This window comes from Methylobacterium sp. HMF5984 (genome assembly GCF_045033435.1).
Taxonomy (GTDB): Bacteria; Pseudomonadota; Alphaproteobacteria; order Rhizobiales; family Beijerinckiaceae; genus Methylobacterium.
Genome location: NZ_JBJFLN010000001.1, coordinates 354,154 through 375,989, shown reverse-complemented (window position 1 = coordinate 375,989; position 21,836 = coordinate 354,154). Strand labels below are relative to the sequence as shown.

General features: G+C 73.4%; 17 protein-coding genes. 12 read left to right on the top strand and 5 right to left on the bottom strand.

The genetic code is table 11. From position 1 onward, the window contains the following. Positions 1-67 precede the first annotated feature (67 nt). Positions 68-193 (top strand): hypothetical protein, encoded by a 126-nt coding sequence (locus tag ACFZ8E_RS01755; protein ID WP_279593292.1) that lies wholly within the window; start codon positions 68-70, stop codon positions 191-193. 217 nt (positions 194-410) lie between these two features. After that, complete coding sequence (locus tag ACFZ8E_RS01750; RefSeq protein ID WP_147844405.1) at positions 411-1,025, top strand: ParB-like protein; 615 nt, start codon at positions 411-413, stop codon at positions 1,023-1,025. 16 nt (positions 1,026-1,041) lie between these two features. Here the strand turns inward: ACFZ8E_RS01750 and ACFZ8E_RS01745 are convergent, their stop codons facing one another. Further along, complete coding sequence (locus ACFZ8E_RS01745) at positions 1,042-1,437, bottom strand: PRC-barrel domain-containing protein (RefSeq protein ID WP_147729430.1); 396 nt, start codon at positions 1,435-1,437, stop codon at positions 1,042-1,044. Between the two features lie 132 nt (positions 1,438-1,569). On the opposite strand from ACFZ8E_RS01745, the gene mepA reads away from it, so the two are divergent. After that, a complete protein-coding gene (gene mepA / locus ACFZ8E_RS01740) occupies positions 1,570-2,502 on the top strand; it encodes a penicillin-insensitive murein endopeptidase (protein ID WP_243938312.1) in 933 nt (310 codons plus the stop codon). Positions 2,503-2,539: 37 nt separating this feature from the next. Here mepA and ACFZ8E_RS01735 read toward each other — a convergent pair whose 3' ends face one another. Together ACFZ8E_RS01735 and ACFZ8E_RS01730 are read right to left on the bottom strand one after the other, a co-directional pair. Next, the gene (locus tag ACFZ8E_RS01735) at positions 2,540-2,836 is read right to left on the bottom strand and encodes a hypothetical protein (RefSeq protein ID WP_187274936.1); all 297 of its coding nucleotides are present in this window, start codon (positions 2,834-2,836) and stop codon (positions 2,540-2,542) included. 62 nt (positions 2,837-2,898) lie between these two features. Continuing rightward, on the bottom strand, positions 2,899-3,801 hold the full coding sequence (locus tag ACFZ8E_RS01730) for a LysR family transcriptional regulator (protein ID WP_243937080.1): 903 nt from the start codon (positions 3,799-3,801) through the stop codon (positions 2,899-2,901). A 156-nt stretch (positions 3,802-3,957) separates the two neighbouring features. Here ACFZ8E_RS01730 and ACFZ8E_RS01725 point away from each other — a divergent pair, with 156 nt between their 5' ends. The 5 genes from ACFZ8E_RS01725 (at position 3,958) to atzF (ending at position 9,720) form a co-directional block, all read left to right on the top strand. Next, entirely contained in the window at positions 3,958-4,902 is a 945-nt protein-coding gene (locus ACFZ8E_RS01725; protein WP_147728326.1) for an ABC transporter substrate-binding protein, read from the top strand. 245 nt (positions 4,903-5,147) lie between these two features. After that, a complete protein-coding gene (locus tag ACFZ8E_RS01720) occupies positions 5,148-5,936 on the top strand; it encodes an ABC transporter permease (protein ID WP_405041834.1) in 789 nt (262 codons plus the stop codon). Between the two features lie 17 nt (positions 5,937-5,953). Continuing rightward, on the top strand, positions 5,954-6,733 hold the full coding sequence (locus tag ACFZ8E_RS01715; protein WP_147728329.1) for an ABC transporter ATP-binding protein: 780 nt from the start codon (positions 5,954-5,956) through the stop codon (positions 6,731-6,733). 192 nt (positions 6,734-6,925) lie between these two features. Next, positions 6,926-7,774: an alpha/beta hydrolase gene (locus ACFZ8E_RS01710; RefSeq protein ID WP_405041833.1), complete on the top strand. Its 849-nt coding sequence runs from the start codon at positions 6,926-6,928 to the stop codon at positions 7,772-7,774. 146 nt (positions 7,775-7,920) lie between these two features. Next, complete coding sequence (atzF, locus tag ACFZ8E_RS01705; RefSeq protein WP_405041832.1) at positions 7,921-9,720, top strand: allophanate hydrolase; 1,800 nt, start codon at positions 7,921-7,923, stop codon at positions 9,718-9,720. 22 nt (positions 9,721-9,742) lie between these two features. On the opposite strand, the gene ACFZ8E_RS01700 is transcribed toward atzF, so the two are convergent. Together ACFZ8E_RS01700 and ACFZ8E_RS01695 are read right to left on the bottom strand one after the other, a co-directional pair. Further along, on the bottom strand, positions 9,743-10,393 hold the full coding sequence (locus ACFZ8E_RS01700) for an invasion associated locus B family protein (RefSeq protein ID WP_244030041.1): 651 nt from the start codon (positions 10,391-10,393) through the stop codon (positions 9,743-9,745). Positions 10,394-10,401: 8 nt separating this feature from the next. Continuing rightward, entirely contained in the window at positions 10,402-14,610 is a 4,209-nt protein-coding gene (locus tag ACFZ8E_RS01695; RefSeq protein WP_405041831.1) for a beta strand repeat-containing protein, read from the bottom strand. A gap of 701 nt (positions 14,611-15,311) precedes the next feature. Between ACFZ8E_RS01695 and ACFZ8E_RS01690 the strand changes: the two genes are divergently transcribed. The 4 genes from ACFZ8E_RS01690 to ACFZ8E_RS01675 all read left to right on the top strand — a co-directional run bounded on the left by ACFZ8E_RS01690 (position 15,312) and on the right by ACFZ8E_RS01675 (position 21,819). Further along, entirely contained in the window at positions 15,312-18,008 is a 2,697-nt protein-coding gene (locus ACFZ8E_RS01690; protein WP_405041830.1) for a DUF3772 domain-containing protein, read from the top strand. 326 nt (positions 18,009-18,334) lie between these two features. Continuing rightward, the gene (gene gmd / locus ACFZ8E_RS01685) at positions 18,335-19,318 is read left to right on the top strand and encodes a GDP-mannose 4,6-dehydratase (protein WP_405041829.1); all 984 of its coding nucleotides are present in this window, start codon (positions 18,335-18,337) and stop codon (positions 19,316-19,318) included. A gap of 55 nt (positions 19,319-19,373) precedes the next feature. Next, entirely contained in the window at positions 19,374-20,345 is a 972-nt protein-coding gene (locus ACFZ8E_RS01680; protein ID WP_405041828.1) for a GDP-mannose 4,6-dehydratase, read from the top strand. Between the two features lie 43 nt (positions 20,346-20,388). Beyond that, entirely contained in the window at positions 20,389-21,819 is a 1,431-nt protein-coding gene (locus tag ACFZ8E_RS01675; protein WP_405041827.1) for a phosphomannomutase, read from the top strand. The last annotated feature ends 17 nt before the right edge of the window (positions 21,820-21,836 follow it).

The window sequence follows — 21,836 nt, the reverse complement described above, 5'->3', positions numbered from 1 at the left end:
GCCGCGATGACGATTCTGCCGGACGACCCCTCGGACGACCCCCTCGGATGGAGCGCGCGAGCCCTTGTTGAAAACCATTGCCCTGGTCGCCTCGGTCGCCGCCTTCCTCGCGGTCCGGGCCCTCGTGAAGTTCCTGCTGCTGCCGTTCCGCGCGCTTCGGCACCTGCGCAAGGACAGCCCGGTCTCGACCTGAGACCCGGCCCTGGCGGCGCGCATGCGCGTGCCGCGGGCAGCGCGACGGCATCGCTGAAATCAGCCGTTGCAAGGTTCGGCTGCGAGGCTCGGCTGCGAGGCCGCCGGCTGTCGCAACCGTGAACGGCGGGGTGCCGATCGCGCCTTCCCGCCGGCACCGGAATCATGACAGATCGCCGCGGGGGCCTCGAGAGCCCGGCCGTGGGAACACCGAATCGATGGCCATCCGAGAGCCGGTGCTGGCGCCCGTCCCGATCGCGGATCTGCGCCCGACGCAGATGACCGTGGGCTACCGGGAGGTCGCCGAGAAGCGCCGGCGCTGGCGCGACTACGACGAGGACAAGCGCGCCGCCTTCCTCGGGGCGCACATGGTGCCGACCCTGCTCGGGCCGAAGAAGCACCACTACGTCATCGACCACCACCACCTCTCCCGCGCCCTCATGGAGGAGGGCGTCGAGAGCGTTCTGGTCACCGTGGTCGCCGACCTGCACCACCTCGAGAAGGATGCGTTCTGGACGGTGTGCGACCACAAATCGTGGGTCCACCCCTACGATGCGGACGGCGTCCGCGTCGGGTTCAAGGAGATCCCGAAGACGATGGGGGACCTCGCCGACGACCCCTTCCGCAGCCTCGCCGGCGAGCTGCGCCGGGCCGGCGGCTTCGCCAAGGACACCACGCCGTTCAGCGAGTTCCTCTGGGCCGACTATCTCCGCCGCCACATCAAGCCCAAGCGGGTCGAGAACGACTTCTCGGCCGCGCTCGAGGAGGCGATGGCCTTGGCCAAGGCGCCCGAGACCAACTACCTGCCGGGCTGGTGCGGGCCGACGACGTAGCCGGGCCGCACCCGCGTCACAGGCCCCAGTACGGCGCCGCGTTGTAGTAGCGGTGGACCCGTTCCTCCCAGGCGCGGTCCTCGGCCGGATCGGTGCCCTCGGGCGAGCGCGGCGGCGCGTCGCGCAGCTGCGCCTCGGTGATGTCGACGACGTAGGCGTCGTGCTCGGGCGAGAAGCGCAGCACGCCCCAGGGCAGGGTGTGGAACCCCTCGCCGAGACCGAGGAACCCGCCGAAGCTCATCACCGCGTAGGCGACCTGGCCCGAGCGCTTGTCCAGCATCAAGCGCTCGATCCGCCCGACCTTGGTGCCGTCGGGGCGGCGCACGTCGGTGCCGACGACGCGGTCGTGGGCGATCAGGCTGCGGGGCTGCTCGTCGGGGTTCGCGGCCGGGATCTCGGGTGCGGGCGTCATGCGGCGGCCTCGGGCTCGGTGGGTGCGCCCGCGCTCGGCGGGCGCGGCACGGGTCTGCCCGAAAAACGCCCCGGCGGCGGGCGACGTTCCGATCCTCGACGCGCGACCGCCGGACCGGATACACAGACCCGCATGCACAAGCGCCGCCTCGCCCTCCCCGCCGCCCTCGCGCTCGCCTCGGCGCTCGCGGCCTCCGCCGCCCACGCCCAGGACAAGGGCAGCCTCAACCCCAAACCCCTGCCGCCGCTGGAGAATCCCGACGCGCCCTCGACCCCGGCCAAGGCGCTGTTCGGCCGGGTCACCGGCCCGAGCTCCGGCCCGACCCACGCCTACGGCTCCTATGCCAAGGGCTGCTTCTCGGGCGGCGCCGCGCTGCCGATCGACGGGGCGACGTGGCAGGTGATGCGCCTGTCGCGCAACCGGAACTGGGGCACGCCCTACCTCGTCGACTTCCTGGAACGGCTGGCCGGCAAGGCGCCGCGGGTCGGCTGGCCGGGCTTGCTCGTCGGCGACATGTCCCAGCCCCGCGGCGGCCCGATGCTCACCGGCCACGCCTCGCACCAGCTCGGGCTCGACGCCGACGTGTGGCTCACCCCGATGCCGGACCGGCGCATGACGCGGGCGGAACGCGAGGAGACCTCGGCCACCGACATGGTGCGGCCGGACCGCCTCGACATCGACCCCGACACCTGGACGCCGGAGCGGCTGAGCCTGATCCGCCTCACCGCCGAGCAGCCGGAGGTGGCGCGCATCTTCGTCAACCCGGCGATCAAGAAGGCCCTGTGCCGCGAGGCGGACGGCAACCGCGGCTGGCTGCGCAAGGTGCGCCCGATGTACGGGCACAACTACCACTACCATATCCGCCTCGCCTGCCCGGACGGCCAGGATTCCTGCGGCGACCAGGCCGCCCCGCCCCCGGGCGACGGCTGCGGCGAGGAGCTCGCCTACTGGTTCAGCGACGCGATCCTCCACCCGAAGCCGGCGAAGACCAAGCCGAAGCCGCGGCCGCCGATGACCATGGCGGCCCTGCCGGCCGAGTGCCGGATGGTGCTGAAGGCGCGCTGAGGCCCGGTCTTCCGAGCTTGTCTGCCGGCGCGTCGGATCAGGCCAGCTCCTCGCCGGGCGTCGGCTCGGCCGCGGCGGCGCCCGGCTCCGGCGCGGGGGCTGGCGGGGCGGCGGGCGGCTGGTCGACCAGCGTGCCGATCAGGTCGAGCAGGGCCCGGTGCTCCGGCCCGCCCGCGCCGGCGCGCAGGAAGGCGCCGATCGCGGTCTCGGAGGTGCGGCCGCCGGACGACGCGTTCGGCTCGTGCAGGATCACGGCCTCGGCGCCGTCGGCGCGGCGGAGCCACCAGCGGTCGCCGTTCTCGCTCGCGTAGATCAGGCGTCGGTCGGTCTTCATGGCGTCGCTGTCCTGGTTGGCCCGCACGGGAAAGTCGGCGGCCGCGGTTTCGCTCCCGCGCCTCAGGCCCCCGCCTGCCGCCGGTCGAGGCTCTGGGTGAGCTGATCGGCGAACTTCGCCGCGGCGACGGACAGCAGGCGCCCGCGCAGCTGCCCGAGGATCATCACCATCGGGTCGAGGTCGCGCCCGTCGATCGGGCGGCTGACGAGGCGGGGATCGTCGGGGATGCCGCTCGGCACCTGCAGGCTGACCGCCTCCTCGCGCAGCACGAGGTTGCGCAGGAACTCGAGCGAGCTCGATTCGACCACCGGCCCGAGCGGCACCCCCCGCCGCGCCAGGGCCTGCTCGAGGTGCAGGCGGATCGCCAGCGACCGGTCGGGCAGCGCCATCGCGTGGGCGAGGCAGTCGCGCAGGCGCACCGGCCCGGTCTCGCGGGCGAGGGGATGGCCGGCCCGCATCAGCGCGCAGAGCGGCTGGCGGCAGGAATACAAAACGTGCAGGTCGGCCGAGGGCGGCGGCTGCAGCACCAGGGCGAGGTCGGCCTCGAACGCGGTCAGCGCCGCCACCGCCTGGACGTGGTCGCGGACCTGCACCGTGAACCCGACCAGCGGAAACCGCGCGCGATAGGCCTGGACCTCCTCCGGCACCACCTGCGTGACGAAGGCCTGGCTGCAGGCGAGCGCCACGTGCCCGCGCCGGACCCCGGAGAGGTCGGCGATCTGCGAGCGCACCCGCTCGAGGTCGGCGAGCTGGTCGCGCGCGTGCCGGACCAGCAGCTCGCCGGCCGCGTTGAGCCGCATCCCCTGCGCCAGCCGCTCGAAGATCGGCGTGCCGAGCTCGTACTCGATGTCCTGGACCTGACGGGTCAGCGCCGAGGGCGCGATGTTCAGGCGCTCGGCCGCCCGGCGGATCGAGCCGCTTCGGGCGATCTCGGCGATGCAGGCCAGCGTCCGGGTGTGCTTCATCGCCAAGACCCGCTTCGGGCACGGGTCCTGCAACCCGCTCCGGCAAGCCTAGGCCACCCGTTGCCCGAACCGCAACGGCACGATCCCGAACGAGCACTCGTTTGCAACGGTCGGCGCAACTAGGCTCCAAATCGTCGCCGACCCCGGAGTGAAGCCATGATCGACCGCCGCACCCTCCTCGCCGGCCTCGGGGCCGGGCTGGTCTCGGCCCCGTTCGTCGCCCGGGCGGCGGAGCCGGTGACGATCCGCATGGGCTCGCTCAAGCTGATCCACTCGATCGCGCCGTACTTCTACGAGCGCTTCACGCCGGCGGGCACCCGGGTCGAGGTGATCCCGTTCGAGAGCCCGACCGAGTGCAAGAACGCGGTGGTCACCAAGTCGGTGGATTTCGGCACCTTCGGCATCGCCTCGGCGACGCTGGGCGCGGCCGCCGGCGAGCCGCTGACGGTGATCGCCTCGACCTGCAACGGCGGCATGGCGATCATCTCCAGGAAGGATTCCGACATCCGCGCGATCAAGGACCTCAAGGGCAAGCGCGTCGCCCTGTGGCCCGGCTCGACGCAGGAGGTGTTCGCCCTCGAGCGCATGCGGATGGAGGGGCTGTCGATCCGGGACATCGTGCCGGTGCGGATCTCGTTCTCGGAGATGCACATCGCCCTGGCGCGGGGCGACATCGACGCCTATGTCGGCGCCGAGCCCGCCCCCGGCGTCAGCCTGTCGAGCGGAGTCGGCCAGCTCGTCGAGTACCCCTACGGCACCGCGATGGGCTCGCTCAACATGGTGTTCGGCACCCACCGCGACACGATCGCGAGCAAGCCGGACCTCGTGCGCACCATGCTGGAGATCCACCGCAAGGGCACCGAGTTCGCGGCCAAGAACCGCGACGCGATGATCGACATGGCGGTGGCCAAGCTCGGCCAGAAGCGCGAGGCGCTGGCGATCTCGGCCCCCAACGTCGACCTGACGTGGCAGCTCGGCCCGGACGAGGTCAAGAAGGCCGAGGCCTACGCCCAGCACATGCTCGCCCTCAAGCAGATCAAGCGCCTGCCCGAGCCCGGCTTCATCGACACCACCTTCGTCGACGCGATGCGGGACGCGTGAGCGTCGTGAGCCCGACCGCACTCTCTCCCCTCGAACCGGGTTCGGCATCCTCCCTCTCCCCCCTGCGGGAGAGGGTGGCCCGCGAAGCGGGTCGGGAGAGGGGAGCGACCTTTCCGGACAACGCGCTCCCCTCTCCCGACCCTCGCTCACGCGAGGCCCACCCTCCCCCACAGAGGGGGGAGGGAAACGCGCCGCATGCGGTCCCCTCGACGACGGGGACCGCCCGCGACCGGGCCTCGTTCGCCGTGAACATCCTCCGGCGCCTGACGGCGCCCGCCCTCGCGCTCGCCCTCCCCGTCGCGCTCGCGCTGGTCTGGCACCTCGCCACCGTCGGGAGACCCTACAGCCTGATCCCGCCGCCGGCCGAGGTCTGGACCGAGATGCGGGATCTGGCCGTCGGCGGGATCAACGACGACGCCTTCAGCGGCACGCTGTGGACGCATCTCGCCGCCTCGCTCGCCCGCGTCTTCGGCGGGTTCGCGCTGGCCGCGGCCGCCGCCCTGCCGCTCGGGCTGCTGATCGGACGCGTGCAGCTGATGCGGGCGCTGCTCGACCCGACCTTCCAGATCCTGCGGCCGGTGCCCGTCACCGCATGGCTGCCGCTGGCGATGATCCTGTTCGGGCTCGGGCCGCGCTCGGCCTACTTCCTGGTCTTCCTCGGGGCGTTCTACCCGATCCTCGTCAACACGATCTTCGGCGTGCGCTCGGTCGAGCCGCGATTGTTCGAGGCCGCGGCCATGCTCGGATGCACGGGGACGGCGCAGTTCGCCCGCGTCGTGCTGCCGGCCGCCCTGCCCTCGATCTTCACCGGCCTGCGCCTCGGCCTCGGCTTCGCCTGGGTCGTCATCGTGGTGGGCGAGATGACCGGGGTGCAGACGGGTCTCGGCGCGATCATCATGGAGGCGCGCCAGCTCTCCCGCACCGAGATCGTCATCTGCGGCATGGTGGTGATCGGCGTCGCCGGGTTCGTCTCCGACCGGATCGTCATGGAGATCGGGCGCCGCCTGCTCGCGTGGAGCCCCGCGCATGGTTGAGAACCGGAGATCCTCGGATGGCTGACCCGACCCTGCCGATCGTCGAGGTGCGCGACGTCTCCAAGACCTACCGCTCGCAGGGGCGCAGCACCGAGGCCCTGCGCGGCGCCAACCTCACCGTGCGCCGCGGCGAGTTCGTCTGCCTGCTCGGGGCCTCGGGCTGCGGCAAGTCCACCCTGCTGCGGATCGTGGCCGGCTTCGAGGCGGCCACCGGCGGCGAGGCCCTGATGTGGGGCAAGCCGATCCCCGGCCCGGGCCCGAGCCGCGGGATGGTGTTCCAGGATTACGGCCTGTTCCCCTGGCTCAGCGTGCGCGACAACATCGGCTTCGGCCCGAAGGCGCGGGGCCGCCCGGCCGCGGAGGTGCGCGACACCGCCGCCCGCTACATCGACCTCGTCGGCCTCGCGGCCTTCGCCGACGCCTACCCGCACCAGCTCTCGGGGGGCATGAAGCAGCGCGTCGCCATCGCCCGCGTGCTCGCCAACGAGGCCGAGGTGGTGCTGATGGACGAGCCGTTCGGGGCGCTCGACGCGATGACCCGCGAACGGCTGCAGGACGAGCTGCTCGACCTGTGGAGCCGCACCGGCCTCACCGTGCTGTTCGTGACGCACGCGATCGAGGAGGCGATCTTCCTCGCCGACCGCATCGTGATGATGTCGCCCGGCCCCGGCCGGATCGAGGCGGTGCACGCGATCGACCTCCCCCGCCGCCGCGACGTGTCGAGCCCCGCCTTCAACGACGTGCGCCGCATGCTCTCGGCCCAGCTCCACAGCCACCATGCGCCGAAGGCGGCCTGAGGTGGCTGCGGCAGCGAGGATCGTATCCGTCTCGGAGCCGCGACGCGGCCCCCTCTCCCAGGGGGAGAGGGTGGGGGTGAGGGGCGTGACCTCTCCGGACGGTTCTCATCCCTCACCCCAGCCCTCTCCCGCCCGGGAGAGGGGGCCCGCGCCTGCTTCGGAGGGCCTGGCGCCTGATCGAACGGCTGCGGCATGAGCACGATCGCAAACCAGAGGCCGGCGACCATGCCCGAGACGACCGATTGGCAAGACCTCGACCGCGCGGCGCTGAGCCGGGCCTACGACAATTCCGGTGCGGTGGCCGACAGCGCCGCCATCGTCGCCGGCTGGCGCGCGCGCAGCGCCGCGTTCCGCGAGCGCCATGCGGAGGCGCTGGACCTCGCCTACGGGCCGGGCGAGCGCCAGCGCATCGACGTGTTCCGCTGCGGGCAGCCGAGCGCACCGATGCTGGTCTTCCTCCATGGCGGCTACTGGCAGCGCAACGACCGGCGCGGGTTCTCCTGCATGGCCGAGGGGCCGCTGGCGCTCGGGCTCGACGTGGCGCTGGTCGGCTACACCCTGGCGCCGGAGGCGAGCCTGACCGCGATCGTCGCCGAGGCCCGCGCCGCCCTGGCGCTGCTGCGCGCCGATGGCGGCGGGCGCAGGCTCGTGGTCTCCGGCTGGTCGGCCGGCGGGCACCTCGCCGCGCAGGTCGCCGACGGGGCCGATGCCGGGCTCGCGATCAGCGGCCTCTTCGACCTCGCGCCGATCGCCGGCACGAATCTCAACGACGCCTTGAGCCTGAGCGCGGAAGAGATCGCGGCGCTCTCGCCGATCCGCCACCTGAGCCCGGGCGCGCCGCCCGTCGCGGTGCTGTACGGCGCCGACGAGCTGCCCGAGCTCCGGCGCCAGTCGGACGCCTACCACGCCGCCCGCCGCGCCCTGGGGCTGGACGGGCCGCTGATCCCGGTGACGGGCGCGAACCACTTCACCGTGCTCGACGCGCTGATCGACCCCGAGGGCGCGATCGCCCGGACGGCGGCGCGGCTAGCCGGATTGTAGCGCCGACGCTCCCACCCCCCTCGTCCTGAGGTGCCGCAGCCGAGCGGAGGCCTCGAAGGAGGCCGCCTTCGAGGCCCGCCGGGGCGGGCGCCTCGGGACGCGGGGCGGGATGGGATCGCTTTCGAGAAGCAACACCGCGAGACGCCATGCCCCCGTTCCCGACGATTCCCGCCCTGCACGCGGCCTACGCCGCCGGCGACGACCCGCGCACGATCCTGGCGGAAGTCTACCGCCGCATCGCGGCCGCCGGCGATCCCAGCATCTTCCTGAGCCTGGTGCCGGAGGCGGAGGCCGCGGCGGCGCTCGCCGCGCTCGGCCCGTTCGATCCGGTGGGCAGGCCGCTCTGGGGCATCCCGTTCGCGGTGAAGGACAACGTCGACGTCGCCGGGATGGCGACGACGGCGGCGTGCCCGGGCTTCGCCTACACCGCGACCGAGACCGCCCACGCGGTCGAAAAGCTCCTGGCGGCGGGCGCGATCCTCGTCGGCAAGACCAATCTCGACCAGTTCGCCACCGGGCTGGTCGGCGTGCGCACGCCCTACCCGGTGCCGCGCAACGCCCTCGACCCGGCCTACGTGCCGGGCGGCTCCAGCAGCGGCTCGGCGGTGGCGGTCGCCCGCGGCCTCGTCGCCTTCGCGCTCGGCACCGACACGGCGGGCTCGGGCCGCGTGCCGGCCGGGCTGAACAACGTCGTCGGCCTGAAGCCCTCGCTCGGCAGCGTCTCGGCCCGCGGCATGGTCCCGGCCTGCCGAACGCTCGACACGCTCTCGGTCTTCGCCGGCACCGTGGCCGACGCCGACGCCGCCTTCCGCGCCATGGCCGGCTACGATCCCGCCGACGCGTTCTCGCGGAGCCTGCCCGTGCCCGCCGCGTCCGCGGTCCCGCCCGGCCTGCGCCTCGGCGTGCCGGATGCGCAGGGGCTGGACTTCGCCGGCGACGCCCTGTCCGAGGCGGCCTTCGCCGCGAGCCTTGCCGACCTCGAAGCCCTCGTCGGCGCCGGCCGCCCGGTCGACTTCGCGCCGATGTTCGCGACCGCGCGCCTGCTCTACACCGGCCCGTGGGTGGCCGAGCGCTACCAGGCGATCCGCGCCGTGATCGAGACGCGGCCCGAGATCCTGCATCCGACGACGCGGGCCGTGATCGAGAACGCCAAGCATTTCTCGGCGGCCGACGCCTTCGGCGGGCTCTATCGCCTCGCCGAGCTGCGGCGGGCGGCCGACGCGGTCTGGGACGCGGTCGACGTGCTCGCGGTGCCGACCTATCCGCGGCCGCGCACGGTGGCGGACCTCGCCGCCGACCCGATCGGGCCGAACAGCGAGCTCGGCACCTTCACCAACTTCGTCAACCTGCTCGACTGGTGCGCGCTCGCCGTGCCCGGGCGCTTCCGGGCCGACACGTTCCCCGCGGGGGTGACGCTGCTGGCCCCCCGCGGCCGCGACGGGCTGCTCGCGGCGCTCGGCGCCCGGCTGCACGCGGCGTCCGGCGTGCCGATCGGGGCGAGCGCCGTGCCGGTGCCGGCGGCGACCGAGCCGGCGGGGCGGGCGGCGGGCGAGGCGATCGAGCTGGCGGTGGTCGGCGCGCACCTCTCCGGCCTCGCCCTCAACGGCGAGCTCACGCGCCTCGGCGCCCGCTTCCTGCGCGCGGTCGCGACGGCACCGGACTACCGCTTCTACGCGCTCCCCGGCGGCCCGCCGCACCGGCCGGGCCTGCTGCGGGTGGCGGCCGGCACCGGCGTCGCGATCGAGACCGAGGTCTGGGAACTGTCGCCGGACGCCTTCGGCCGCTTCGTGTCCGCCATCCCGGAGCCCCTCGGCATCGGCACCCTGCACCTGTCCGACGGCACCCGGCCGAAGGGGTTCCTGGTCGAGGCCGAGGGCGTCGTCGGCGCCGAGGAGATCGGCCGCTACGGCGGCTGGCGCGGGTACTTGGCCCGCGCCCCGCGCTGAGGCGCCGAGACCGGCGCGCGAGCTACCTGATGCCCGCGATCGCCGCGGCGAGGCCGTCGAGGGAGGTCGCGATGGCGACGGGGGCGGCGCTCTCGCTCCGGCGATAGCGGACGCGGACGGCGGCGCGCCCGGCGATGGCCCGCCGCAGGGCCTCGTCGACGGGCAGGAAGCCGAGGCACAGGCTGGCGTTGCAGCTTTCCAGGCGGATTACGGTCTCCTCGGCGGTGCCGAACGTCAGCCCGACGGTGTGGGCCGACCACGCCCCGACCGGCGCGCGCACCACGAAGACCGGCGCGCCGGCGCTGGTGGCGGCGAGCGACCAGCTGAAGGCGAAGACCCCGTCGCCGTCGACGATCGATTGCGACGCGTTGCAGACCCGGCGGCGCCGGCGCAGGTTCTCGTCGCAGATCAGGGTCCAGCCGCCGAAGGCCTGGATCATCCGGCGGGTGTCGCCCGGCGCCTCGCCCGGCGGCGGCGCCCCCTCCGGCGGGTGGACGCGGTAGGCCGGCGCCGCGAACTGGGCGCGCGGCGGGTCGTCGGTGGAGACGGTGCCGCGCATCGCGATCGACCCGAGGAGGCCGTCTCCGCCCGACGGCTCGTGCCCCTGGCCGCACGCGGGCGCGGCGAGCAGCAGGGCCGCGAGGGCGGCCGCCGCGGTGGCGTGCGCGCGCATCGCCGGCCTCAGTTGAGGGTAAAGCTGGCGCCGGCGCCGATCCCGAAGTCGCGGCCGGCGGCGACGCCGGTGGCGTTGACCCGCGCGGACCCGTCGGGGAGCGTGTAGCCGATGCCCATCGATGCCGCGCCCTCGCCGCGCCACACGCCGCCGCCGGCGGCCATGCTCAGCTTGCCCGGGCGGTCGTCGAAGCGGAGCGAGGCGGCGGCCAGGCCGATCGCCGCGCCGCGGCGCGCCTCCTGGCGGACCTGCCCGACCTCGTTCTGCAGGCCGGCGAGCTGGCTGCCGAAGGCGGTCATCTGCTTCTCCAGCGGCGCGACGCGGGCGTCGGTGTAGGCCGTGCTCGCGGCGTAGCTCGCCTGCACCCGCTGGTCGGTATAGGCGAAGCTCTGCGCCTTCGCGGTCGCGACCTGCCCCGTGACCTGGCCGAGATTGGCGGCGTCGGTCGCCAGCACGCCGGCGGCGACGTTGCGGATCAGCACCGGCTGGTTCGGGTCGCTGCCGGCCAGCGTCAGCGACTGCCCGCGCCCGCCGGTCGCCGGGTCGACGTCGTACTTGACGGCGAAGGTGTCGACCGCCGCGAGCGCGTCGCCGACGCCGGAATACGCCTTGCCGCCGATGGCATAGGTCGGCCCGGTGAAGCTGCCGTCGGCGGCAAAGCCCGCGCCGCCGCCCAGCGCGCCGGCGAGGTTGCCGCCGACCGCGCGGAGCTGGCGCAGGTTAACCGCATCCGTGTCCTGCGTGCCGCCGGCGACGTTGACGATCTGCCGCTCCGCGCCCTCGGCCCCGACCGAGACGGCGCCCGCGGTCGAGGCGACGGCGGCCCCCGAGAACGCCTCGGCGGCCCCCGAGAGCCCGGCGCGGCGGGCGACCGCGTTGGCGCCGAGCGCGACGCCGCCGGCCGCGCTCGCCACCGAGGCCGGGCCGATGGCGACGCTGTCGGCGCCGGTGGCCTGGGCCGCGGCACCGGTGCTGCGCACCGCCACGTAGCGGCTGCCGACGGTGTTGAGGTTGGTCACCGCGGCGTCGAGGCTGCCGAGCGCCGAGCCGACGTCGCCGAAGCGCGAGCCCTGGATCGCGTAGCTCGGTGCGGTCACCGACCCGTCGGCGGCCACGCCCGCGCCGCCGCCGAGGCTCTTGGCCAGCGAGGCGGAGAGCCCGTAGACCTGCCCGCCGTCGACCGCCTCGGTCGAGCCCGCGGCGATCCGGCCGCCGGCGATTCCGGTGAGCGTGCGCGCCGTGCCGTTGCGGTCGGCGAAGCTCACCGTGGTGCCGTCGGTATTGGCGCCGACGGTCAGCCCGCGCGTCGCCTGGTCCTGCTGGACTAGGCCGACGGTGCCGTTGGCGACCCCCGCCGACAGGCCCGCGACCGCCTGGTTCGTCGCGTAGAGCTGGCTGCCGTTGACCGCCTCGTTGGAGGCCGCCGACAGCGTCCCCGCCGCGACGCCGGCGACGGTGCGGCCGGTGCCGCCGGCATTGGCGAGGTTCAGCACCGTGCCGTCGGTCGCGGCGCCGATGCTCAGCTCGCGGCTGGCCTGGTCCTGCCGCAGCAGGCCGATCGTGCCCTGCACGATGCCGCTCTGGAGGCTCGCGAGGTTGCCGTTCGTGGCGGCGAGCCCGCTGGCATTCGCCGCCACCGCCTGGTTGGTGTCGTAGAGCTGCCCCCCGGTCACCGCATCGGCCGAGCCGGCGGCGATGGTGCCGTCGCTGAGGCCGGTGAGCAGGCGGGTGCCGCCCGAGGCGTTGCGCAGGGTCAGGCGGGTGCCGTCCGTACCCGCGCCGACGGCGATGTCGCGGGTGGTCGGGTCCTGCTGCACCAGGCCGATCGTGCCGGCTCCGATCGCCGATTGCAGGGTGCTGGTCTGGGCGCCGTTGGCCGCCACCGCCTGGTTGGTGTCGTAGAGCTGGCTGCCGTTGACCGCCTCGTCCGAACCGGCGGCGACCGCGCCGGCGGAGACGCCGCGCAGGACGCGGCCGTTGCCGGCGCTGTTGCGGAAGTCGACGAGCGCCCCGTCCGTCGCCGCGGCGACCAGGATCGCGCGGCTCGTCGGGTCCTGCTGCACCAGGCCGATCGTGCCGTCGGTGATGCCCTGGCGCAGGGTGCCGATCGCGCCCGCGTTGGTGGCGATGTCGCTGGTGTTGGTCGCGACCCGCAGGTTCGTCGCGTAGAGCTGGTCGCCGTTGACCGCATCGGTCGAGCCCGCGGCGAGGCGGCCGGCCGAGACGCCGCGCAGCGCGACCGCGTTGCCGCCGTTGCCCCGGGCGAGGTCGACCACGCCGGTCGGGTTGTTCGCGCCGTCCGGCACGTACTGCACCGCGAGGCGGTTGGTCGCCGCGAGCGCCGAGCCGACGTCGCCGTAGGTCTGGCCGCCGACGGCGTAGGCCGGGGCGGTGAACGCGCCGGTCACCGGGTTGAACGCGGCGCCCGCCCCGAAGATCTGCATCACGGCGTTGCCGCCGAGGCGAAGCTGGCCGACCGTCGCCGCGTCGCCGTCGGCGCTGCCGGCGGCGAGCCCGGTCAGGCGGCGCGCGCCCGCGGTGCCGGTGAAGTCGACCACGCTGCCGTCGGTGGCCGAGCCGACCGTGATGGTGCGGCTCGCGGCATCCTGCTGGACGAGGCCGATCGTGCCGGCGTCGAGGCCGCTGCGCAGCGCGGTGAGGTTGCCGGCGTTCGTCGCCACGGCCTGGTTCGTCGTGAACAGCTGGCCGCCGTTGACCGCGTCGGTCGAGCCCGAGGCGAGGCTTCCCGGGGCGACGTTGTGCAGGGCGACCGGAGCGCCGCCGTTGGCGCCGACCAGCGTCGCGTCGTTCGAGGGCGTGGCCGGGTTCGCGGTCGTCGGGTCCGCCGACGTGGAATATCGCAGCGGCATCTGCGACAGCGCCACGGCGCCGCTGTCGGTCGTCGCCGGCGCGAGCCCGGTGATGCCGACCGCCGAGCCGACGCTGCCGCCGCGGGTCAGGTCGATGCCGGCGAGCCGGTTGCCCGAACCGTCGGTGTCGTAGCGCAGGCCGAGCTGGTCGATGGCGCCGACGACGCCGGGCACGGTGGTGTAGGGCTTTCCGTTGTAGCTGTAGCTCGGCGCCGTGTAGGTGCCGTCGCTGCCGAAGCTGCCCCCGAGCGCGGTCGCGTTCCCGGCGACGCCGTTCCCGACCGAGCGGAGCTGGCGCAGGTTGACCGCGTCGGTGTCCTGCTGGCCGCCGGCGACGTTGGTGATCTGCCGCTCCGCGCCCGCCGCGCCGACCGAGAGCTCGGTGTTGGCCGAGGAGAGGGTGGTCGTGGTGTAGGCCTCGGTGCCGCTCAGGCTGCCGCGCAGCGCCATCGAGCCGGCGCCGAGCGCCACCGAGCGCGCCTTGGTCGCCGAGGCGCCGCTGCCGAGCGCCAGCGCCGAGCCGCCGACGGCGTTGGAATTGTCGCCGATCGCGATGTTGCTGGCGGTCGGGTTGCTGCCGGTCTCGCCGGCGACGGAGAGCCGGCCGAGCGCCAGCGCATCCTGCCCGTAGGCGCTGGCGATGAAGCCCTGGGCGAACGAGAAGTCGCCGACCGCGTAGGATTGCCGTCCCAGGGCGATGGCGACGTCGCCGAGCGCCTGGTTGTTGGTTCCGAGCGACAGGGTCGAGCGGCCGGTGGCGATGTTGGCGTAGCCGATCGCGACGCCGTAGGAGCCGGACGCGGCGTTGTTGGCGCCGATCGCGGTCGAGTTGAAGGTCCCGGTGCCGGCTGCGTTGTTGTAGCCGACGGCGACGCCGCCGGCGGCGCCGACGGTGGACTTCTTGCCGATCGCGGTGCCCGACGGCTGCGCGCCGGCATTGACCTCCCCGGGACCCGGCGGCGTGGTGCTGCCGTTCGCGCCGTTCCGGATGTCGCCCCCGGTCCCGGCCGTCGGGTTGCCGACGCCGTTGGCGTCCCGGTAGTTGATGATGCCCTGGTTGGTCGTCGCCGATTGCGCGGCGGCGCCCGAGCCGATCGCCACGGATCCGGCACCGGACGAGCTCGCGTTGTAGCCGCCGGCGAAGGACTCGTCGCCGCCGGCCGCCGCGTTCGGGCCGACCGCGGTCGAATTCGCTCCGGCCGAGGTGGCGCCGGTGCCGGCATTGTAGGCCTGTGCCGAGGCCGAGCCCGTCGCGGCGAGGCCGAGCGCCAGGGCCAAGGCGGTCGTGGTCAGGAGGTCGCGGTGCAGGCGCGCAGCGGGGCGGTCGCAGGGTCGATGGCTGGGCATGACGGCCGGTATGTCCTCAAGGAACGCAACGCAGAGATCTGGACAGGCAAGGCGATGCCGCCGGCACGCGTGCGCAGGGCGCGCATGCGCGGGGTGGATTTCGATTGTTGGTCAAATCCTGCCGTGATCGTCGGATGACGCCCGACGTTTCAGGCAAGTGTGCTGGTGTCTTTGCTCGACGCGACTTCCCGATCGTGACGCTTGATTATTTTCTTATTTCCAGACCCATTCGGCGCTATTTGCGTCGCTCGGGTCTCTATTTCAGCCTACCTTGCTGTTCGGTCCGCGCTGTTCATGACTGGTTATCATTAAAACGATGCTACGCGCGGAGATGATAGCGCTGCCTCTCAAAGGGACAGGGCGGCGGCGCCCGCACGGTCGTCTCGGCGGGCGGGCTCGGGCGCGGCCCGCCGCCTCTTCGATCTCACGGCGACGTGAACGCGCCCGAGCGATACGCCGTTGCGGGGAGGCCCGCCGATCGCGAACCGGCATGGTCGGCGCGTTCCGCGACCGCGTCGGGACGGTGCCGGGAGAGAGGATTATCGTCTCCCCTGGCGCCCTCGGGCCGACGTGGCACGCTTTCGCCCCATTGATCGGCGACACGAAGCGTCTTTTGCGGCAGGGCGCCGCGGACGAGCGCCGCGTCGCCCACGCCCCTTCCCGCCCCACCCTGCCCCGCCGCCGAGCACCCAAGGAATTCGATGAGCCGTCGCCCGTCCGCGCGCAGCCGAACCGCCCGCGAAACGCGCCTGCGCAGCCCGATCCGTCCGGTGATCGTCGCCTCGCTGGCGGCGCTGCTGCTCGCGCCCGGCCTCGTGCAGGCGCAGGCGCCCGCCGCGCAGCCGACGGCCCCCGCCAAGGCCGAGAAGGCGCCCGACGGCAAACCGGCCGAGGGCAAGTCCTCGGATGGCAAGTCCTCGGATGGCAAGTCCTCGGATGGCAAGCCGGTCGAGGCGAAACCGGCGGACGCCAAGCCGGCCCCTCCGAAACCCGAGATGTCCGAGGCGCTCAAGGCGGTCCGGGCCAGGCTCGACGCGGCCAAGAACGACCTCGCCGCGCGCGAGAAAGAGCTGGCCCGCACCGATCTCGGCACGCCGGAGCTCTCCGCCATCCGCGACGGCGTCGGCCCGGTCACCGACGAGATCCGCACGATCATCGGCCGTCTCGACGCGCCGCTGGAATCGGCGCGCGAGCGCCTGACCCAGCTCGGGCCGAAGCCGAAGGACGCCGAGGAGAGCCCGGAGGTGGCCCAGGAGCGGGTCGAGCGCGACGCGGCGGTCTCGCGCATCGACGAGACCCAGCGGCTGGCGCGCTCGCTCCTCGTCCAGGGCGACCAGATCATCGACCGGGTCTCGAACCGGCGCCGGGAATCCTTCACCAAGGGGCTGTTCGAGCGCAGCCAGGCGCTGGTCAGCCCGCAGCTCTGGAGCCGGGTCGCGGCCGACGTCCCCCGCGACATCCGTTCGCTCCAGAGCGCGCTGTCCGACATCCTGCTGCTGTTCTCGCGCAACGGAACGCTCGGCAACCTGCTGATGCTTGGCCTCGCCTTCGGCGTGTCCGTGGCGCTGTATTTCGGCCGGCGCAACATCGCCCCGCGGCTCGGCCGGCGCGACGCGGCGATGACCGACCCGAGCCGGCGCCAGACCCTGCTCGGCGCGTGGCGGGTGCTGCTGCTCGGCACCGTGCCGGCGGTGATCGGATCCTACACGGTGTACTACGCCCTCGACGCCACCGACCTGCTGCCCTCCCGGCTGCTTCCGGTGGCCGGCGCGATCCTGGCCGGCCTCGCCTTCATCGCCTTCGTCGAGGCCCTGTGCGACGGCCTGCTCTCGCCGGACAAGCCGCAGTGGCGGCCGGCGCCGGTGAGCGACGCGGCGGCGATCCGGGTGACGCGGCTCGCGGTCGGCATCGCCACGGTGATCACCGTGGTGAAGTCGATCGAGGCGCTGAACTCGGGCATCTCGGCGGCGCTGCCGATCTCGATCGCCACCCGCGGCATCGGCGCGGTCGCCACCGCGCTGATCCTGGCCATCGGCCTGCACCGCTTCGCCGACAAGGAGGAGGAGGAGGAGGCCTGCTTCGGCCCCTACGTGCCGACGAAGACCACCACCGGCATCGGCGGCCCGGCGCGGCTCGTCGGCTGGGCGGCGGTGGCCGTCATCGGCGTCGCCGCCCTCGTCGGCTACGTCGCCTTCGCGGCGTTCGTGATCGACCAGCTGGTCTGGACCGCGAGCCTGCTGGTGCTGCTCTACCTGCTGGTGCAGAGCGCCGACACCTTCGTCGGCGGCTCGCTCTCGGACGACACGCGGCTCGCCACCGCGCTCCAGGCCAATACCGGCCTGCGCAAGCGTTCGCTCAACCAGATCGCGGTGCTCTCCACCGGTGCCGCGCGGGTGCTGCTGTTCCTGATCGTGGCGCTCCTGGTGCTCGCGCCCTGGGGCCTCGATTCGACCGACATCGTCTCCTCGATCCGGCAGGCCTTCTTCGGCTTCAAGGTCGGCGACGTCACGATCTCGCTCTCGACGATCGCGCTCGGCCTCGGGATCCTGGTCCTCGGCATCGCCATCACCCGCGCGGTCCAGCGCTGGCTCGACCAGGTCTACCTGCCCGCCACCGACCTCGACGCGGGCCTGCGCAACTCGATCTCGACGGTGTCGGGCTATTGCGGCTTCCTGCTCGCCCTGGCGCTGGCCTTCTCCTATCTCGGCCTCAGCCTCGAGAAGCTGACGATCGTGGCCGGCGCGCTCTCGGTCGGCATCGGTTTCGGCCTGCAATCGATCGTCAATAACTTCGTCTCGGGCCTGCTCCTGCTCTGGGAGCGGCCGATCCGCGTCGGCGACCAGGTGGTGATCGGCGACTCGGAGGGCATCGTGAAGCGCATCTCGGTGCGCTCCACCGAGATCCAGACCTTCGACCGCTCGGCGGTGATCGTCCCGAACTCGAACCTGATCTCCGGCATCGTCAAGAACCGCGTCCGCGGCGACCGGACGGGCCGGGTCTCGCTGGTGGTCAACGTGCTGCGCAACCAGGACCCGGCGCGCGCCGCCGAGATGCTGCTCGCCTGCGCCGCCCAGCACGCCGACGTGCTGAAGGAGCCGGCGCCGCGCGTGGTGTTCCGCAAGATCGGCGACCCGTTCCTCGAGTTCGAGCTCGTGGTGATGATCGTCGACGTCAGCCTCGGCCAGAAGGTGCAGAACGACCTGAACTTCTCGGTGTTCAGGACCCTGTCCGAGGCGGGCTTCATCCCGCCGCTCGGGCCGGGCTCCAGCATCGTCACGGTGCAGGGCCTCGACGGGATGCAGGATGCGTTCTCGGAGATCGCCGGCCGGTTCCGCCCGCCGGCCGCCGAGGAGGGCCGCGACGGACGGCGCGACCTGAGCGCGATCGGCGCGCGGTAGCGCGCCGGCGGCGCCGAAAGCACGCCTCGGTAGATATCTCGCGCGATCATACTCGCTTGGGTTGCAGGGACGGGCGTCCTTGGCCAAACCTTCCGCATCGTTCGCGAGAGGGCGGGATGATTCGCGCAGGCGGCGGACGCGCGACGCCGCGGGCGACGCGACGGCCGCCGGGGGCCCGGACCCGCACGCCGCCCGCGGATCGGCCACGGATGTCGGGCCTTACACGCGTTGAAGGCCCGGGTGCCGGCGGATATGCAGTCGCGGATCGCGGCGGCTCTCGCTCATCGACCGACGGAATGTCACGTTCAGAGGGAGAGGCTTCGCAGATGAGCACCAAGACGGCACTGATCACCGGCATCACCGGGCAGGACGGGGCGTATCTGGCGCAGCTGCTGCTGTCGAAGGGCTACGCGGTGCACGGGGTGGTGCGGCGCTCGAGCCATGCCGGGGTGTTCGACCACCGGCTGAAGTGGCTCGGGATCGAGAACGACGTGGAGCTCCACGACGGCAACCTGCTCGACCTGTCGAGCCTGGCCCGCATCGTTCAAGCCGTGCAGCCGGACGAGGTCTACAATCTGGCCGCACAGTCGTTCGTCACCGCCTCGTGGCAGCAGCCGCTGCTGACCGGGCAGATCACCGGGCTCGGCGCGGTCAACCTGCTCGAATGCGTGCGCACCCTCAAGCCCGACGCGCGCTACTACCAGGCCTCGTCGTCGGAGATGTTCGGCCTGATCCAGGAGCAGGTGCAGAGCGAGGCGACGCCGTTCTACCCGCGCTCGCCCTACGGCGTCGCCAAGCTCTACGCGCACTGGATGACGGTCAACTACCGCGAGAGCTTCGCCCTGCACGCCTCGAACGGGATCCTGTTCAACCACGAGAGCCCGCTGCGCGGGGTCGAGTTCGTCACCCGCAAGGTCACCGACGGGGTCGCGCGGATCAAGCTCGGGTTGGCGAAGGAGCTGTGGCTGGGCAACATCGACGCCAAGCGCGACTGGGGCCACGCCAAGGACTACACAAGGGCGATGTGGATGATGCTGCAGCAGGACAAGCCCGACGACTTCGTGATCGCCACCGGCCGCACCACCACGGTGCGCGACATGTGCGCGCTCGCCTTCGCGCATGTGAATCTCGCCATCGACGACCACCTCGTCATCGACGAGAAGCTGTACCGGCCGGCCGAGGTCGAGGTGCTGCTGGGCAACCCGGCCAAGGCCGAGGCCGCCTTCGGCTGGAAGGCCGAGATCTCGCTCGAGGCGATGATCCAGGAGATGGTCGAGGCCGACCTGAAGCGCCTGGGCGGGCGCGCGTGACCGGCCTGCGCCGCAGCGCGACGGCCCCGGCCCGCGTGCGGAGCCGCGTGCGGGCGTGAAGCGCATCCTGGTCACGGGGGCGGCGGGCTTCGTCGGGCGGCACGCGCTGGCGGCGCTGTCGGCCGGCACCGGGGCCGCGGACCGGATCCTCGGCATCGGCCGCGGCCGCCCGGCCGTCCTGCCGGAGCGGGTCGCCTACGAGACGGTCGACCTGCTGGACGAGGCGGCGCTGCACGCCAGCGTCGCCGCGTTCCGCCCGACCGACGTGCTGCACCTGGCCGCGATGGCCTCGGTGCAGCAATCGGCGGATGCGCCGGGGGAGACCTGGCGGGTCAACCTCGTCGGGCTGCTGAACCTCGCCGAGGCGGTGGCGCGATCCGCCCCCGGCGCGGGCTTCCTGTTCGTCAGCTCGGGCGAGGTCTACGGCCGGGCGTTCCTGGCCGGCCGGCCGCTGACCGAGGCGGCGGTGCCCGATCCGCAGGGGCCGTATGCCCGCTCGAAGTGGTTCGGCGAGGCGATCCTGCGCGACCTGCTGGCCAAGGCGGAGGTGCGGCTGGTGATCCTGCGGCCGTTCAACCAGATCGGGGCCGGCCAGGACGAGCGCTTCGTGGTGCCGTCCTTCGCCGGCCAGATCGCGCGGATCGAGGCCGGGCTGGTGGCGCCGGTGCTGGCGGTGGGCAATCTCGCGGCCGAGCGCGACTTCCTGCCGGTCGGCGACGTGGTGCGGGCCTATGTCGATCTGATCGGGCGCGGCCTGGACATCGCGGACGGGTCGGTGTTCAACGTCGCTTCGGGGCGGCCGCGCAGCATCGCCAGCGTGGTGGACGATTTGCGCCGGCACGCGCGGGTGCCGTTCGAGGTCCGGGTCGCACCGGACCGGATGCGCCCGTCGGAGATCCCGGTGGCGGCCGGCGACGCGACGCGCCTGACGGAGGCCACCGGCTGGACGCCCAAGGCCGACTGGGACGCGGCGCTCGCCGACGTGCTCGAACATGCCAGGGCGACGCTGGGCCGATCCGTGCCGTAGGGGAATTTCGTCGACGATCGGTGAGAGGCATGGAGAGGCCGTCGTGAGCAGCCTGAAGTTCGGGACGAGCGGCCTGCGCGGCCTGGTAACGGACCTCGTCGGGTGGCCGAGCTACGCCTATGCCGGGGCGTTCTTCCGCTCCGTCGGCGCGGCGTGCTGCCCGGGCCGCACCGTGGTGATCGGGCGCGACCTGCGCGACAGCAGCGCCGGCATCGCCGCCACCGTCGCCACCGCCGCCGCCGCGACGGGCTTCGCGGCGATCGATTGCGGCGCGCTTCCGACGCCGGCGCTGGCGCTCGAGGCGATGCGGCGCGGGGCCTGCGCCGTGATGGTCACCGGCAGCCACATCCCGCAGGACCGCAACGGCCTGAAGTTCTACCGGCCCGACGGCGAGATCACCAAGGCCGACGAGGTCGCGATCCTCGCCGCCCTCGGCGACGTCGCCACGGCCGGGACCATGGCGGCCCCCGTCGCCGCGACGCCGGACCCGAACGTGATCGACCGCTACCGGCGCCGCTACGGCGACGTCTTCCCGCCTGACACCCTGAGCGGGATCCGCGTCGCCGCCTACCAGCAGAGCTCGGTCGCCCGCGACCTGCTCGCCGACCTGCTGGCGGCGTTCGGCGCCGAGGTCACGCCGATCGGCCGCTCGGAGACCTTCGTCCCGATCGACACCGAGGCCCACCGCCCGGAGGACGTCGCCTTCATCGCCGAGGTCATGGCCTCGGGCGACTTCGACGCCCTGGTCACCACCGACGGCGACGCCGACCGGCCGCTGGTCGCGGACGCCGCCGGCGGGATCGTGCGCGGCGACGTGCTCGGCCTGATCACCGCGCGCCATCTCGGCGTCGACGCGGTGGTGGTGCCCGTCACCGCCGGCTCGGCGATCGAGCAGGCCGGCGGGTTCGGGCAGGTGCTGCGCACCCGCGTCGGCTCGCCCTTCGTCATCGCCGGCATGGAGCAGGCGCGGCGGGCGGGGGCGAAGGCGGTCGCCGGCTTCGAGGCGAACGGCGGCTTCCTGCTCGGCTCCGACGTCGCGGTCGGCGACAAGGTCCTGCCCGCCCTGCCGACGCGCGACGCGATGCTGCCCATCCTGGCGACGCTGGCCGCATCCCGGCAGGCGGGGCTGGCGCTGGCCGACCTCGTAGCCTCGCTGAACGTCGGCGAGATGGCGAGCGACCGGCTGCCCGACACGCCGGCCGAGCGCAGCGGCGCCCTCCTGCAAAGCCTCGGCGACGCGTCGTTCCGCCGGACCTTCCTGCAGCCGGTCGGCACCCCGGAGGCGGTCGACGCGCAGGACGGGATCCGGATCGCGCTCGGCGGCGGCCGCACGATCCACTTCCGCGCCTCGGGCAACGCCCCCGAGCTGCGGTGCTACACCGAGGCGCCGACCGCCGCGGAAGCCAAGGACCTCCTCGCCTGGGGGCTCGACGCGGCGGCGGCGGCGATGGCGGCGGGAGCCGGACGCGCGTAGCCGTCGCCCCCGGGGCT

What these genes read in the sequence shown, in the direction of transcription:
- ACFZ8E_RS01750 (WP_147844405.1), top strand. Translation starts at nt 411, where the DNA reads ATGGCCATCCGAGAGCCGGTGCTGGCGCCCGTCCCGATCGCGGATCTG.
- ACFZ8E_RS01745 (WP_147729430.1), bottom strand. Translation starts at nt 1,437, where the DNA reads ATGACGCCCGCACCCGAGATCCCGGCCGCGAACCCCGACGAGCAGCCC.
- mepA (WP_243938312.1), top strand. Translation starts at nt 1,570, where the DNA reads ATGCACAAGCGCCGCCTCGCCCTCCCCGCCGCCCTCGCGCTCGCCTCG.
- ACFZ8E_RS01735 (WP_187274936.1), bottom strand. Translation starts at nt 2,836, where the DNA reads ATGAAGACCGACCGACGCCTGATCTACGCGAGCGAGAACGGCGACCGC.
- ACFZ8E_RS01730 (WP_243937080.1), bottom strand. Translation starts at nt 3,801, where the DNA reads ATGAAGCACACCCGGACGCTGGCCTGCATCGCCGAGATCGCCCGAAGC.
- ACFZ8E_RS01725 (WP_147728326.1), top strand. Translation starts at nt 3,958, where the DNA reads ATGATCGACCGCCGCACCCTCCTCGCCGGCCTCGGGGCCGGGCTGGTC.
- ACFZ8E_RS01715 (WP_147728329.1), top strand. Translation starts at nt 5,954, where the DNA reads ATGGCTGACCCGACCCTGCCGATCGTCGAGGTGCGCGACGTCTCCAAG.
- ACFZ8E_RS01710 (WP_405041833.1), top strand. Translation starts at nt 6,926, where the DNA reads ATGAGCACGATCGCAAACCAGAGGCCGGCGACCATGCCCGAGACGACC.
- atzF (WP_405041832.1), top strand. Translation starts at nt 7,921, where the DNA reads ATGCCCCCGTTCCCGACGATTCCCGCCCTGCACGCGGCCTACGCCGCC.
- ACFZ8E_RS01700 (WP_244030041.1), bottom strand. Translation starts at nt 10,393, where the DNA reads ATGCGCGCGCACGCCACCGCGGCGGCCGCCCTCGCGGCCCTGCTGCTC.
- ACFZ8E_RS01695 (WP_405041831.1), bottom strand. Translation starts at nt 14,610, where the DNA reads ATGCCCAGCCATCGACCCTGCGACCGCCCCGCTGCGCGCCTGCACCGC.
- ACFZ8E_RS01690 (WP_405041830.1), top strand. Translation starts at nt 15,312, where the DNA reads ATGAGCCGTCGCCCGTCCGCGCGCAGCCGAACCGCCCGCGAAACGCGC.
- gmd (WP_405041829.1), top strand. Translation starts at nt 18,335, where the DNA reads ATGAGCACCAAGACGGCACTGATCACCGGCATCACCGGGCAGGACGGG.